This is a genomic window from Streptococcus sp. S784/96/1, assembly GCF_902729355.1.
Lineage (GTDB): Bacteria > Bacillota > Bacilli > Lactobacillales > Streptococcaceae > Streptococcus > Streptococcus caledonicus.
On record NZ_CACVCC010000006.1, the window covers coordinates 18819 to 33170 of the forward strand.

Annotated in this window: 12 protein-coding genes; 1 reads left to right on the forward strand and 11 read right to left on the reverse strand. The window is 38.4% G+C overall.

Annotated elements, in window-relative coordinates; translation table 11 throughout:
- Window positions 1-8: 8 nt before the first annotated feature.
- The 11 genes from GZ996_RS03125 to GZ996_RS03175 form a co-directional block, all read right to left on the reverse strand.
- Window positions 9-305, reverse strand: coding sequence for a hypothetical protein (locus GZ996_RS03125; protein ID WP_161978792.1), 297 nt, complete (start codon window positions 303-305; stop codon window positions 9-11).
- A 55-nt stretch (window positions 306-360) separates the two neighbouring features.
- On the reverse strand, window positions 361-1155 hold the full coding sequence (gene racE, locus GZ996_RS03130; RefSeq protein WP_161978791.1) for a glutamate racemase: 795 nt from the start codon (window positions 1153-1155) through the stop codon (window positions 361-363).
- 585 nt (window positions 1156-1740) lie between these two features.
- Window positions 1741-1983: a YneF family protein gene (locus GZ996_RS03135; protein WP_161978790.1), complete on the reverse strand. Its 243-nt coding sequence runs from the start codon at window positions 1981-1983 to the stop codon at window positions 1741-1743.
- Window positions 1984-2435: 452 nt separating this feature from the next.
- On the reverse strand, window positions 2436-3782 hold the full coding sequence (locus tag GZ996_RS03140) for an MATE family efflux transporter (RefSeq protein ID WP_162011309.1): 1347 nt from the start codon (window positions 3780-3782) through the stop codon (window positions 2436-2438).
- Between the two features lie 156 nt (window positions 3783-3938).
- Window positions 3939-5183, reverse strand: a complete 1245-nt coding sequence (locus tag GZ996_RS03145; protein ID WP_161978789.1) for a diaminopimelate decarboxylase — start codon at window positions 5181-5183, stop codon at window positions 3939-3941.
- A gap of 371 nt (window positions 5184-5554) precedes the next feature.
- Window positions 5555-7180 (reverse strand): DEAD/DEAH box helicase, encoded by a 1626-nt coding sequence (locus GZ996_RS03150; protein ID WP_162011310.1) that lies wholly within the window; start codon window positions 7178-7180, stop codon window positions 5555-5557.
- A gap of 296 nt (window positions 7181-7476) precedes the next feature.
- On the reverse strand, window positions 7477-8982 hold the full coding sequence (locus GZ996_RS03155; RefSeq protein WP_162011311.1) for a flavocytochrome c: 1506 nt from the start codon (window positions 8980-8982) through the stop codon (window positions 7477-7479).
- Between the two features lie 307 nt (window positions 8983-9289).
- Entirely contained in the window at window positions 9290-10807 is a 1518-nt protein-coding gene (locus GZ996_RS03160; protein WP_162011312.1) for a flavocytochrome c, read from the reverse strand.
- Window positions 10808-10959: 152 nt separating this feature from the next.
- Window positions 10960-11340: a PH domain-containing protein gene (locus tag GZ996_RS03165; RefSeq protein ID WP_156806482.1), complete on the reverse strand. Its 381-nt coding sequence runs from the start codon at window positions 11338-11340 to the stop codon at window positions 10960-10962.
- A 126-nt stretch (window positions 11341-11466) separates the two neighbouring features.
- Complete coding sequence (locus GZ996_RS03170; RefSeq protein ID WP_161978785.1) at window positions 11467-11784, reverse strand: hypothetical protein; 318 nt, start codon at window positions 11782-11784, stop codon at window positions 11467-11469.
- Window positions 11785-11893: 109 nt separating this feature from the next.
- Entirely contained in the window at window positions 11894-13438 is a 1545-nt protein-coding gene (locus GZ996_RS03175; RefSeq protein WP_162011313.1) for a peptide chain release factor 3, read from the reverse strand.
- 273 nt (window positions 13439-13711) lie between these two features.
- Between GZ996_RS03175 and GZ996_RS03180 the strand changes: the two genes are divergently transcribed.
- Window positions 13712-14341 carry an MBL fold metallo-hydrolase gene (locus GZ996_RS03180; protein WP_156806479.1) on the forward strand — a complete coding sequence of 210 codons (630 nt, stop codon included), beginning with the start codon at window positions 13712-13714 and terminating at the stop codon, window positions 14339-14341.
- The last annotated feature ends 11 nt before the right edge of the window (window positions 14342-14352 follow it).

The window sequence follows — 14352 nt, forward strand, 5'->3', positions numbered from 1 at the left end:
TGTTATTTTTATTTGTATTCAAGAAATTTTTCAACATTGATACCATTTTTAGGCAAATAGAAGTAACTAATTAGATTTTCTTCCACAACTAACACTGCACCTTGCCACTTCTTTACTGCTAATGAACGTTCTGTTTTGTCTTTAATCATATTAACAACAAAAGTGATAGAGTCACTATCAGATTCTTGGATGACAACATAGACTTGAAGCTTCGAAATCTCCAGAGCCACCAGCAAGCTAGTATAAAGCCTACGAAGGCTCTTTAAAATCATCATCTCCAACACAAGTAAAATGAGTAAAATCATCCCATTTTCCAATATACCCAGTCAGTTTTTGTCCAATACTTGTTGAGTTGTCTCATTATAAATTCACATGCTCCACATGAATTTCTTGCCCTAGCCAATTTTCAGCGATTTCTTTAAATGTGGCCACGCCAGCGGTGGTGAAAAAACGATGTCTCTCCATAGCAACCTCTCGACTGTGATTGAGTTGAAAATAATTAAGAAGAACTGATACATCACGGATACATTCTGCTCCGCTATCAATCAATTTCACCTGATTTCCCATAACATTTTGGATAATTGGCCGTAAAAGCGGGTAGTGTGTGCACCCCAAAACTAGGGTATCTATTTTCCCCACTAAAGGTTCTAAGGTCTCGTAGACGATTTTCTTAGCAAGACTCGAAGAGGCTTCATTTGATTCTACAATGGGAACAAATTTGGGACAAGCAAGACTTGTCACAGACATTTGTGGTGATAACTGATGAATCTTTTCTCTATAAATGTCTGAGGTAATTGTCATTGGCGTACCAATGATTCCTATTTTTCCTGATGTCGTTGATTTAATAGCAGCACTCGAACCAGGTAAAATCACTCCAAGAACAGGAATATCTAAGGCATTCTTAACTTCTTCCCAAGCTACAGCAGTCGCCGTATTACAAGCAAAAACAATCATTTTGACATTTTTGGTCAATAGAAAATGAACCAGTTCCCAAGTATATTCCCTTATTTGATCAGCAGGCCTAGGTCCATAAGGAGCACGTGCTGAATCTCCGATATAAACAATTTCTTCGTGTGGCAATTGACGCATCAGTTCACGAACAACCGTCAAACCACCAACACCTGAGTCTAAAAAACCAATTGGTCGATTATCCATAGTTATTTTTCCTAATTTTTTCAATTAGATACATTTCCCCTAATACTAATTCAAATTCAAAAATTATTTTTTGTTTCTTTCTAAAAAAGTGAGGACACTGCCAAGGTATAGGAGACCTTTGAAGGTGAGAAATAAGACGAACAGAGTTCGTCACAATCATTAAGGTCTGGTGGACCTTTTGAAGTAGGAAATAAAGCTAACGAAGTTAGCATTAAAACCTCCTTCTGAGTGCCATTACTAGATTTGAGCCTAACCATACTTGTCGGCTACTTGACTGCATCCATTCTGCCTAATCATCCTAGCGAGAGAACTACTACGACATTGATTCTCAATTTCTGTAGTTCTTACCAAAGTCCGTTCTTATCACGAGAAAACTCTGAGCTCTTTTATTTCTCAGCGACAAGGAAATTGCACTGATAAAAGTACCACTATGGCGAAAGAAACGTTTTATCATTACTACGTTCATTAATCCACCAATGACATTAGAGATTCCAAAATGCTAATTTTAATTTTGAATGAGTATCAATTGGCCTACAAAAATTTACAAAGAAAAGGAACGGGAATCCCACTCCCACTCCCTATCTCTTATTTTTTCTTTTTGTTAGCTGCTGCTTTTGAATGTTTAATGATATTGCGATAAGCTTGTTGAACTTTAGCCTCGCTCGGCTTTTGCCCCATTTGACTCATCATCTCACGGACTGCATTAACATCCAAACGTGGATTTTCAGAAAATTCTTTTTCAACCTGTTTGCGCAAGATATAACCACCTGCAAACATACCGCCTCCAAAAGCTACTACTAATAATAAAATCCAAAGAAATGTATTCATAATGATTCCTATTCTCTCTAAATATTTTTACTGTCATATTATAGCATTTTTAAGGTAAAATGACAACGAGAAAAAGCATCTCTAAACAATACAAGAACGAAGAAATTGCATAACAAACTTACTAAGATATCACTATTTTCTAACCACATCCAATTTTGATTGTTTTATGATGTTTACATGTTATTATGAGTAGTCTTGCATTTTTATCATTAATGATAACAGATTATCATCATAATAATCACCCTTTTACGAAAATACATTATCTAAAAGCAACAATTTCTTCATGCCTAGCGTAATATTTCGATCTTTATCTTCCTAGGTACTAACTATTTCTAAAAATGTTTCAATAAGCAACATTGAAAATCATTTATATGAGCCACTTGCGTCTCTGAAATGTAGCAAAACTAGCTAAGACCTTAACCTAACTTCACCTAGTGATAATCCATCCGTATCTAGGCCCTGTAACTCTTGAAATATTCTCTTTTCTTTCGGTAAGCAATATAAAGCTGCGCCGCCATTGGCACCCATAGGAGAGGCTCACATAAAATCACACCTAGGTAACCAAGTTTCGGAATAATAAACACTACAAAAATAATTTTGCCAAACAATTCAATAAAACTAGAAATTAAAGGTAATCTCTTGAAGCCAAGTCCCTGCAAACTATTCCGTAAAACAAACAACAACCCTAGAATTGGGTAAAAAGGTGTCGTCAAACGAATATAGAGCTGAGAAGCAGAAAGAAGTTCTGTTTGATTAGACCCTGAAATTAAAATGGTTAGTCCTTTACCAGCAAAAGCGAGGAAGAGGAAAGCAAATATCGCCCAAATCACAACAACCAAAGAAGCCCTTTTTATTCCCTTTATAATCCTTTCGTATTGACGTGCTCCAAAATTTTGTGACGCAAAAGTTGCCATAGCTGATGCTGTTGCTGTCATTGGCATAATAAAGAAGGCTTGAATGCGTCGAGCAGTCACTTGCGCACCTATAATATAAACTCCCAAACCATTGATTGCCGTTTGTAGGATAACTGTTCCAATAGAAACAATAGAAAACATCAATCCCATTGACATTCCTTGGCCTAACATATCACGATACAAGTTTTTATCAATTCGAAAATGATTTCTTTTAGGAATCAATAATTGACGTTTTTGATAGATATAAGTCCAACAAAGAACCGTTGATAGCGCCTGAGCAATCAATGTCGCAATACTTGCCCCCTTTATACCCATTTGAAAAGGCCCAACAAAAAGCCAGTCCAATCCAATATTAAGAACAGCAGAGAAAACAAGAATATACAGTACCGTTAAACTATCACCAATCGCTCTTAGCAAGGCCGCCCCCAAATTATAAGAAACAGTAATAAGCAATCCAGATAAAATAAGGATAATATAATGATAGGCTTGGTGGATTATATTATCTGGGGTTCCTAAGATTTGTAAAAGAGGATACAATCCAATCCATCCCAAAACCGTGAAAAATAAAGCAACCATAAAACCTATTGTAATCGAAGCAGCAACAGATTTTTTTAGCATAACATCATCTTTAGCACCAAAATAGCGAGCAATTACAATCCCCATACCATTTGTAATCCCTATAGTAAAGCCAATAATTAATTCAAAAACGGCAGCCGTCGACCCTACTGCGGCTAACGCATTTTCACCTAAAAAATTTCCAACAATCATTGTATCGGTCGTATTATACAATTGTTGAAAAATATTAGATACCATTATCGGCCAAGCAAAAGCTAAAATAACCTTTAAAACGGAACCTTTTGTTAAATCAAGACCTGAATTTTTCATTTTATCACTCAAAGAAACCTTAAATTATCGAGAGAATCATTCCCTAGACACTAGTCTCTACTTCAGCTTTTCCAAAAGCTGAAAATCCTTTCTATGTTAGAGTAGGTATAACTAATCTTACACGTGTAAAAACCACGTTAGCACGCGGTTTCCATATTATTTTTCAAAATCAAACCCATATAAAGTTGCAAAATAATCATCGGGTCTCTCAGCACGTCGGATTAATCTGGCAGTCCCATTTTCTTGATAGAGAATTTCTGCCGAACGTAATCTAGCATTATACTGATACCCCATTGAAAAGCCGTGGGCTCCTGTATCATGAATGACTAAGGTATCTCCTACACGAGCCTCTGGTAATCCACGTTGTTTCGCAAACTTATCATTATTTTCACAAAGAGAGCCTACCACATCGACAACTTCTATTTTTCCATTAGGATTTGTCATATTGGTAATGTGATGGTAAGACCCATACATTGCTGGACGCAACAAATTTACAGCTGATGCGTCAACGCCAACATAATCCCGATAGGTTTTCTTGCGGTGGAGAACCTTTGTCACTAAAAGGCCGTGAGGAGCTAGCATAAAACGACCAAGCTCTGTGAAAATCTTAATATGACCAAGACCAGCTGGGATTAACACTTCATCAAAAACCTCGTGCACACCTTTACCGATAATGTCAATATCATTCGCCACCTCCTCGGGACGATAGTTGACACCAATACCGCCAGATAGGTTTATAAAACTAAGTTCTACACCTGTTTTTTCCTTGATTTCAACGGCAAGGGTAAAAAGCTGACGCGCCAATTCAGGATAGTAATCATTTGTAACCGTATTTGAAGCCAAGAAGGAATGAATACCAAACTCCTTAACACCATAAGCTTCCAAATCTTTGAAGCCCTGAATCAACTGGTCATGGGTCATCCCAAATTTTGATTCTTCAGGATTATCCATAATCTCTGTTCCCAGAGCAAAAACGCCACCTGGATTATAGCGAAGCGACACAGTCTCTGGTAGTCCTGCTGTTTCTTTCAGAAACGCAATCATCTCATAGGCATCTAGATTAATGGTAGCCCCAATTTCTCGAGCATAGGCATATTCACGCGCAGGAGTATTGTTAGAGGAGAACATAATGTCCGTAAAACCAAGTTTCCGGCTCATTAGTAACTCGACTTCAGTTGCGCAGTCAACACCACAATTTTCCTCTTGCAAAATCTTTAAAATCGCAGGGGTTGGGGTCGCCTTAACTGCAAAATATTCTTTAAATCCCTTATTCCAGGCAAAGGCTTTGTTTAAAGCACGTGCTTTTTCACGAATTCCTTTTTCATCATATAAATGGAAAGGAGTTGGAAATTGTGCTGTAATAGTTTCTAATTCACTAGCAGAAATAAAAGGTACCTTCATGCTTTATCCTCTAATTTTCAAAATATTATGACTATTTTAACATGAAAATTTATTTATGACTAGTATTATATCTATTCAAACACAACATACACAGTGAGGAGAAGATATTTCTTTCACCATGATGGTATTCTTATCAGTCAAACTATCTGAAGGAGGCTTTGTTGCTGACCTCGTCAGCTTTATTTCACATTTCTAAAGGTCTCCCAAACCTTTGGAGCCCCCTACTACATAAACTGTCCAAAATTTGTGAATACAAGTTATCAGATTTTGATTTTAAATGAGCATAAAATAGTCATGTTTAAAATGAGTAAAATAGACTAAAAATGATAAACACCCTGAAAAACAGAGTGTTTAGATTTATTTGAACACTATTACTTCTCACCTTTATGACGAATGGTGAATCCTGACCCTGAATTGTTTAATTTGTCAGCGTTTTTAAAGTCACTACCACGACGGGTTTTACGTTTAAAGTCACTGCGTCCATTACCATCATGGGTATCACGGCGTTCATGACGTTTGCCTCCGCGGTAGTCCTCTCGATCATCTCGACGACGATCACGTCCTCCACGACGGTCATTATCACGGCCATTACGATTACGATCACGATTCCCACGACCATTTTTACCAGAATTTTTATTGCCATGACCACCACCAACATATTTGAATGGTAATGGTTTTTCACGAGCAATTTCAACTTCTGGGAGAGAATCTGGATCTTGAACTGTTAAGCTAAAAATGTAAAGGGCAAGTTCTTCAGGTGTAAATTCTTGAGCTAATTTGACAGCATCAGCTTTGAACTTATCGAAGTTTTGACGAAGGCTCTCATCTGCAAAATCACGTTCAATTTTCTTAAGTGCTACTTTTTTCTTAGCTTGGAAAGCTTCTTCAGAGGTTGCTGGTTTTAAACCAGTCATGCGCTTTTTCGTCAAGTTTTCAATGATAGCCAAGTACCCCATCTCATTTGGTGAGACAAAAGTAATTGATTGACCAGATTTCCCAGCACGGCCTGTACGTCCGATACGGTGAACATAGCTTTCTGGATCTTGTGGGATATCGTAGTTATAGACATGTGTAACACCTGAAATATCCAAGCCACGCGCTGCTACGTCAGTTGCTACTAAGATATCAATCTGATCATTTTTAAAGTCACGGATAACACGAAGGCGTTTGTTTTGATCTAGATCACCGTGAATACCTTCGGCACGGAATCCACGAATTTTAAGACCACGTGTCAACTCATCCACACGTCGCTTGGTACGACCAAAGACAATTGATAGTTCAGGCTGATCAACATCCATCAGACGTGTCATGGTATCAAATTTTTCTTGTTCTTTGACGCGAACATAATACTGATCTACATTAACATTGGTCAATTCTTTTGCCTTGATTTTAACGTGTTCAGGATTTTTCATGAACTTAATCCCAATTTGTTTGATTGGTTCAGGCATAGTTGCTGAAAATAGCAAGGTTTGACGTTCTTCTGGAATACGGTTAATAATCGCTTCAATATCTTCCAAGAAGCCCATGTTAAGCATTTCATCAGCCTCATCAAGAATCAAGGTCTCCACATCTTGTAATTTCAAGGCTTTGCGTTTAATCAAATCAAGCAAACGTCCGGGTGTTCCGACAACGATATGGGCACCTGATTTGAGAGCTTTAATCTGTTTCTCAATACTCGAACCACCATAAACGGAACGTACTTTTACGCCTTTATCACGACCAAAACGAAAGAGTTCTTCTTGAGATTGAACAGCCAACTCACGTGTCGGAGCAATGACAAGTGCTTGAATGGTATTTTCTGCTGTCCGAATTTTATTTAAGGTTGGTAAACCAAAAGCAGCTGTTTTTCCAGTCCCCGTTTGGGCTTGACCAATAACATCTTTCCCTTCAAGAGCGAGTGGAATAGTCAACTCTTGAATTGGAGATGGTGTTTCAAAACCAGCAGTAACAACAGCTGATTGAATATCAGCGGATAAGTTTAATTCAGTAAATTTCAATTGTTTCTCTTTTCTAAAAACGGTGCGAAGCCGTCTTATATAACTTATTTTGTGCAGACCTACTCTGCACGGTTTGTCGTCTTGATTAACAACTTATCTAGTGTAACACAATCACTTCTAAAATGATAGGAAAGTGCCGTATTTTTTTCATAAACACGTTTTCACACAAAAAATAATGGCTAATAGGAATTTCTTTTGCTTAATATAACGTATTCAAATGGTAAGTTTCTCTGTTTCCCCCTTTTTTCTACAATTTAAAAAGAGCTAAAAATTGACTTCCTAGCTCTTCTTGTAAACTATTTAGCATGTGCTGCAGATTGATTACCTGCTTGGCGACCAAAGATGATAATATCGGCCACGGCATTACCACCGATACGGTTTTGTCCGTGGATACCACCTGTTACTTCACCAGCGGCATAGAGACCTGGAATAGCTTTTCCTTCTTTATTTAACACTTCAGTGTTAGTGTTAATTTTCAAACCACCCATTGTGTGGTGAATACCTGGTGACACTTTAATCGCATAGTATGGTGCTTCAGAAAGAGCATTGTCCATACCTGTTGTACGACCAAAGGCTGCATCTGATTTATCAGCTACGGCTTTATTCCATGTGTCAAGTGTTGTTTTAAGTGTCGCACCATCAATGTCAATAGCTTTCGCTAAATCTTCGATTGTTTTTGCTTCCACAACAAGACCTTTTTCAACATATTGGTTAATCGCTTTTACACGTCCACGAAGGGCATTATCAAAGATAACATAAGCATAGTTAGGATTGAGTCCATTAATCGCTGCAGAAACGTTATCACGTGTTTCTAATTCATTAACAAAGCGCTCACCTTTTGAGTTTACAAGAATAGCACCTTCACCACGAACAGCTTCAGTGATAAGATATGCTGTTTTTTGTTCTACTGATGGGTGAATTTGAATTTGATCTAAATCAACAGTTGCTGCACCTTCAGATTCTGCAAGCGCAATACCATCACCTGTTGAACCTTCTTGGTTTGTTGAAACGTAACCTTTCAATTCTGGTTTGAATTTTGTGACCATGTCCATATTGGCACCAAAACCACCTGTTGCAAGGACTACAGACTTGGCTGTAACTGTTTTTTCTTTACCAGCAACTTTAACTTTAACGCCAGTTACTGCACCGTCTTTATCAGTTAATTCAGTTACATCAGCATTAACAAATGTAGGGATTTTACGCTCCGTAACGTTAGCATAAAGGCCATCCACAAGGTATTGACCTACTGCAGATCCGTCTGTTGGACGGTGTGTACGTGTAACGCTCATACCACCAGTTGTTGTGATATTATCAAGTGTGATTCCCATACCATCAAGCCAATCAATAGCTGACGCAGAATTATCAACAAAGTAACGAAGTAATTCCGTATCGTTTGTTCCTTTACCACCTTTAAGGCTCTCTTCATAGAACAAATCATTTTTATCTTCAATACCTTGTGCCTTTTGGAATTTTGTTTCAGAAGCGTTCATACCAGCAGATGATTTGGACGTATTTCCTCCAATAACAGGCATTTTTTCAAAAATTGCTACGTTAGCTCCAGCATCCTTAGCTGAAATTGCTGCCGCCATACCAGCACCACCTGAACCAATAACAACGACATCGTAGCTATCTTTCAATTCTTTTGGATCTGTATAAGATTTTTCTGAAGCACCAGAAACGACTTCTTCTTTTTTAGCTTCAGTTGTTGTTTCTGTTTCTTTAGCAGCTTTTGATCCGCCACAAGCAACTAAAACCATCGCAAATAGACTTAGGAAAAAGCCTAAAACAAGTTTCTTTTTCATCAAATATAGACTCCTTTCAAAACTTTGTGATGAAACTTACAATACCATTATAACCCAAAATCAAATTCTATGAAACCCCTTTTGTTCTTTTTTTCACATTTATCTCAAACTAGTCTATCAAGTGCCCCTCACTATCTTATTAGCAAGGGCGAATATCATAATATTTAGATAAACTTTTGTAGTGGAAAATAAGATTTCATAGCTAAAATTTCGTTCTATTTGGCTATCGTAAAACCCTCGCTAGGAACTAGCAAGGGCTTTATTTAAATAGAATTTATAATTGATATCTCGTCAAGAGAAGACATTATTATTTTTTAGCAAATTCTGCTGCTTTTGTACCTGCTTGGCGACCAAAGATAACGATATCTGCTACGGCATTACCACCCATACGGTTGTTACCGTGAACACCTCCTGTAACTTCACCAGCAGCATATAGGCCTGGAATAGCTGAGCCATCTTCTTTCAATACTTCTGTGTTTGTATTGATTTTCAAACCACCCATGGTGTGGTGAATACCTGGTGAGACTTTGATTGCATAGTATGGCGCTTTAGACATATCACGGTCCATACCTGTTTTACGACCAAATTCTGGGTCGTTTTTGTCTGCAACGTATTTGTTCCAGTTTTCAACTGTTGTTTTCAAGTTAGCGGCATCAACATCGATAGCTTTAGCTAATTCTTCAACAGTTTCAGCTTTGACAGTCATACCTTTTTCTTCGTAAGTGTCAATTGATTTTGAATGTTCACGAAGTCCTTGGTCAAAGACAACATAAGCATATTGTTCTGGAAGTTTGTTGATTGCAGCAGAAACGTTATCACGTGTTTCCATTTCAGTGTAGAAACGTTTTCCTTGAGCGTTGACAAGAATAGCACCTTCACCACGAATAGCCTCAGAAACGAGGAATGGTTCTTTTCCTTCTTCTTGGTAAACGGTTGGGTGAATTTGAATTTGCTCTAATTGAACAGTTGCTGCACACAATTTTTTAGCAAGTTCAATACCATCACCAGTTGCTCCTTCGTGGTTAGTTGTCACATAGCCTTTCAATTCAGACTTCAATTCTGTAATCATATCCATGTTAGCACCAAAACCACCAGCGGCGTCTACAACTGCTTTAGCTGAGATTGTTTTGCCTTTACCTTCAACAGTGACCTTGATACCTGCCGCAACACCATCTTTTTCAATGATTTCTGTAACATCTGCATTTACAAAGATTGGAATCTTATTTTCCACCAAGTTATTGTAAAGACCATTAACAAGGTAGCCACCTACTGCTGATCCATCTGCTGGACGGTGAATACGTGCTTTTGAGAAACCTCCTGAGAAACTGATATCGCTAAGTGTAATACCAATGCTATCCAACCAGTCAATAGCTTCTGCTGAGTTATCAACCATGTAACGAAGCAATTCTGGATCGTTGGTACCTTTACCACCTTTCAAACTTTCTTCATAGAAAAGATCATTTGTATCATCGATATTTTGTTCTTTTTGGAACTTGGTTTCAGAAGCGTTCATTCCTCCAGAAGATTTAGAGGTATTTCCCCCGATAACAGGCATTTTTTCAAAAATAGCAACGCTTGCGCCACCTTGTTTGGCAGCGATGGCCGCAGACATTCCAGCACCACCTGAACCGATAACCACAACATCATAGCTGTCTTTTAATTCTTTAGGATTAGTGTATTCTTTAGCAGATGCACCTGAAACCACTTCTTCTTTTTTAGCTTCTGTTCTTGTCTCAGCAGCCTTTTCAGACTTACCTCCACAAGCTACTAAAAACAAGGCAGCTAACAGGCTCATGACAAAGCCTAACCAATATTTCTTTTTCATCTAAATTTCCTTTCTTATTTTTATAGATGAATACACTTACATTGTATAATTTTTCACAACTTTTAACAAGATTATTTTAGACATTTTTCACAAACTTTTCTAAAAAAACAAAAAAAGAACAACATTAGAGTTGCTCTAATAATAGATTTTAGTTATCTCAGTACAGCTTCTGCTAAGGCTTGTTGAATTTCCACAACATTACGGTCGCTCTTAAATTGTAAGATTTCTGCTGGTTCAACAGCGGATGAAATCCAAATTTTTAGCTCCGCATCTAAATCAAAATGCCCTGATGTTTCAACCGTAAAACGTGAAATCGAACGGTAGGGAATAGACTTATAAGACGTTTTCTTCCCTGTCACGCCCTGCTTGTCTACCAAAATCAAGCGTTTCTCAGTAAAAACAATCAAGTCTCGGACCAAGGAGTAAGCCAAAGTGACCTGTTCACCAGGAATCAAAATATCCTCCAGCTGTCGTTCAACCTTATCGTTATCTTTTTGTGAAGCATTGCCAATCATTCCAGAAAAAATTCCCATTTTAAAGTACTCTTCCCTTCTAACTTGCATATTTTAAAGTGTTTTCTATATTGTACCACATTTTAACTAAAATAATAAAAGTACCCTCTCAAATGATCAGATACTTTTGAAATCACAAGCACTAAATTAGTCAACGGCCTTTTTTAAATGAAAACCTACACTTAATAGAGCTAAACCTAAATACACAAAGCGTAGCCACCCCTGACCTTGGCTAAGACCTAGAGAAAATAGGGAAAAACTTATCACTACAGTAAAAATAGCTAAAATCATTTTAGCACTCGTTACTAAATTCTCTCTCTTTAGTGTTAATGCGTTATTGTTCATCGTGATCGTCACATCTGAAATCCTGTTCCAAGGAAGGTAGCGTAGGGCTAGTAGTCCTGGCACTAGGGGAATCAGCGACAACAAGAAATGATTTGATATTGGTTCAGAAATAGGAAACATATAATACCTCCTCAACTTTTGCCTCAAGTATAGCATATTCGGAAAAAAATGCAAACGATTACATTTTTTAGCTAAGAAAAAAGCTAACTTGCGTCAGCTTTTTACATCATTACATCTTCTCTTCTAATTCTACATCTGGGTACTTGTCCGCAAACCAACGAAGGGCAAAGTCATTTTCAAAGAGGAAGACAGGTTGGTCAAAGCGATCTTTAGCCAAGATATTTCGACTTGAACTCATGCGCTCATCAAGGTCTTCTGGCTTAATCCAACGCACGGTCTTTTTACCCATTGGGGTCATAACGACTTCTGCATTGTACTCACCTTCCATACGGTGTTTGAAGACTTCAAATTGGAGTTGCCCAACCGCACCAAGCATGTACTCTCCTGTTTGGTAGTTCTTGTAGAGCTGGATAGCTCCTTCTTGCACCAATTGCTCAATTCCCTTGTGGAAAGATTTTTGTTTCATGACGTTCTTCGCAGCAACTTTCATGAAAATCTCTGGAGTAAAGGTTGGTAAGGGTTCAAATTCAAATTTATTCTTACCAACTGTTAAGGTATCACCAACTTGATACGTTCCTGTATCATAGACACCAATAATGTCTCCAGCGACAGCATTTTCAACATTTTCACGAGACTCTGCCATGAACTGGGTCACGTTAGAGAGCTTCGCCCCCTTTCCTGTACGAGGTAGGTTAACTGCCATACCACGCTCAAATTCACCAGATACCACGCGCACAAAGGCAATACGGTCACGGTGACGAGGGTCCATATTGGCTTGGATTTTGAAGACAAAGCCTGAGAAGTCTTTGTCGAGCGGGTCAATCACTTCTCCCTCTGTGGTCTTATGTCCGTGAGGTTCTGGCGCAAATTCTAAGAAGGTATCAAGGAAAGTCTGTACCCCAAAGTTAGTGAGGGCTGAGCCAAAGAAAACTGGTGTCAAATCACCATCTAAAATCGCCTGCTCAGAAAATTCATTTCCAGCTTCAGCGAGCAATTCAATATCTTCTTTCACTTGCTCATAGAAAGGGTTGTTCGCAAAGAGTTGATCACCGTCTGACAAGTCTGCAAAACGCTCATCACCTTTGTAGAGTTCTAGACGCTGATTATGCAAATCATAAAGGCCTTCAAAAGATTTTCCCATACCAATTGGCCAGTTCATTGGGTAGCTGGCAATGCCAAGCACTTCTTCCAATTCTTCAAGCAAATCAAGCGGCTCACGACCATCACGGTCTAATTTGTTAATGAAGGTAAAAACTGGAATGTTACGGTGTTTCACAACCTCAAAGAGTTTTTTGGTCTGTGCCTCGATACCTTTGGCAGAGTCAACGACCATGACAGCCGCATCCACCGCCATCAAGGTACGGTAAGTATCTTCTGAAAAGTCCTCGTGCCCTGGTGTGTCCAAAATATTAACACGCTTACCAGCATAGTCAAACTGCATTACAGATGAAGTTACCGAGATACCACGTTGTTTCTCAATATCCATCCAGTCAGACTTGGCAAAGTTTCCTGTTTTCTTTCCTTTAACCGTCCCAGCCTCACGAATCTCTCCACCAAAGTAGAGCAGTTGCTCAGTAATGGTTGTTTTACCTGCGTCTGGGTGGGAAATGATGGCAAAGGTACGGCGTTTTTTAATTTCGTCTTGTAAAGTCATTTTTCTCTCACTTCTATTTCATTATGACATAGCAAAGCTACACTATTATTTGTTCTGATAGTTTTTCTACATTCTACATTGGTTTTCTTTCTTTTAGGCGCACAAAAAGGCGTCATTAACATAATAACTTCTAATATTATAGCTGAAAAGTGGGCTTATTTCAATCCGAAAGAAAATTTTCTCTGTTACAAAAACTTCTCATTAGCTGATACTGTATGCCTCCCTTGTGGCCTATAACTTGATTTCCTTTCTCATTTGGCGTAAACTAAAACCATGAAGATTAAAAAGCACTTAAACCCTGTTGCTGGGGAAAATACGTATTTGGTATCAAATGATGAGGCCCTCCTTGTCATTGATCCAGGAAGCGACACTCAAGGACTTCTTCAAGAGATTGACCAAATCAATAAACCTATTGCTGCTATTCTATTGACACATACGCATTATGACCATATCATCAGTGTTGATGCCATAAGGGAGCAGTTCAACCGCCCTCCTGTTTATGTTCATCCACTCGAAGCGGATTGGTTGGGAAATCCTGCACTCAATGGTTCTGCTAGACATCCCGATCTGGGAGATGTTATCATATCTCCTGCTGATGTTCTTTTTGAAAATGGCAGAGCTTATAACCTTTCAGGATTTAAGTTCCGAGTCTTACCAACACCCGGGCATTCTCATGGCAGTGTATCGCTTGTCTTTGATGAGGAAAATCTCGTTTTTTCAGGGGATGCTCTCTTTAAAGAAACCATTGGAAGAACTGACCTGCCCACAGGTGACTTTGATACCTTGATAAACAGTATCAAGACACAATTACTGCCCCTCCCAAGTCGGTACGATGTCCATCCAGGCCATGGTTTTAATACGACAATCGGTCACGAAAAGACCTTTAATCCCTTTTTACAATAATGAAAAAGCCT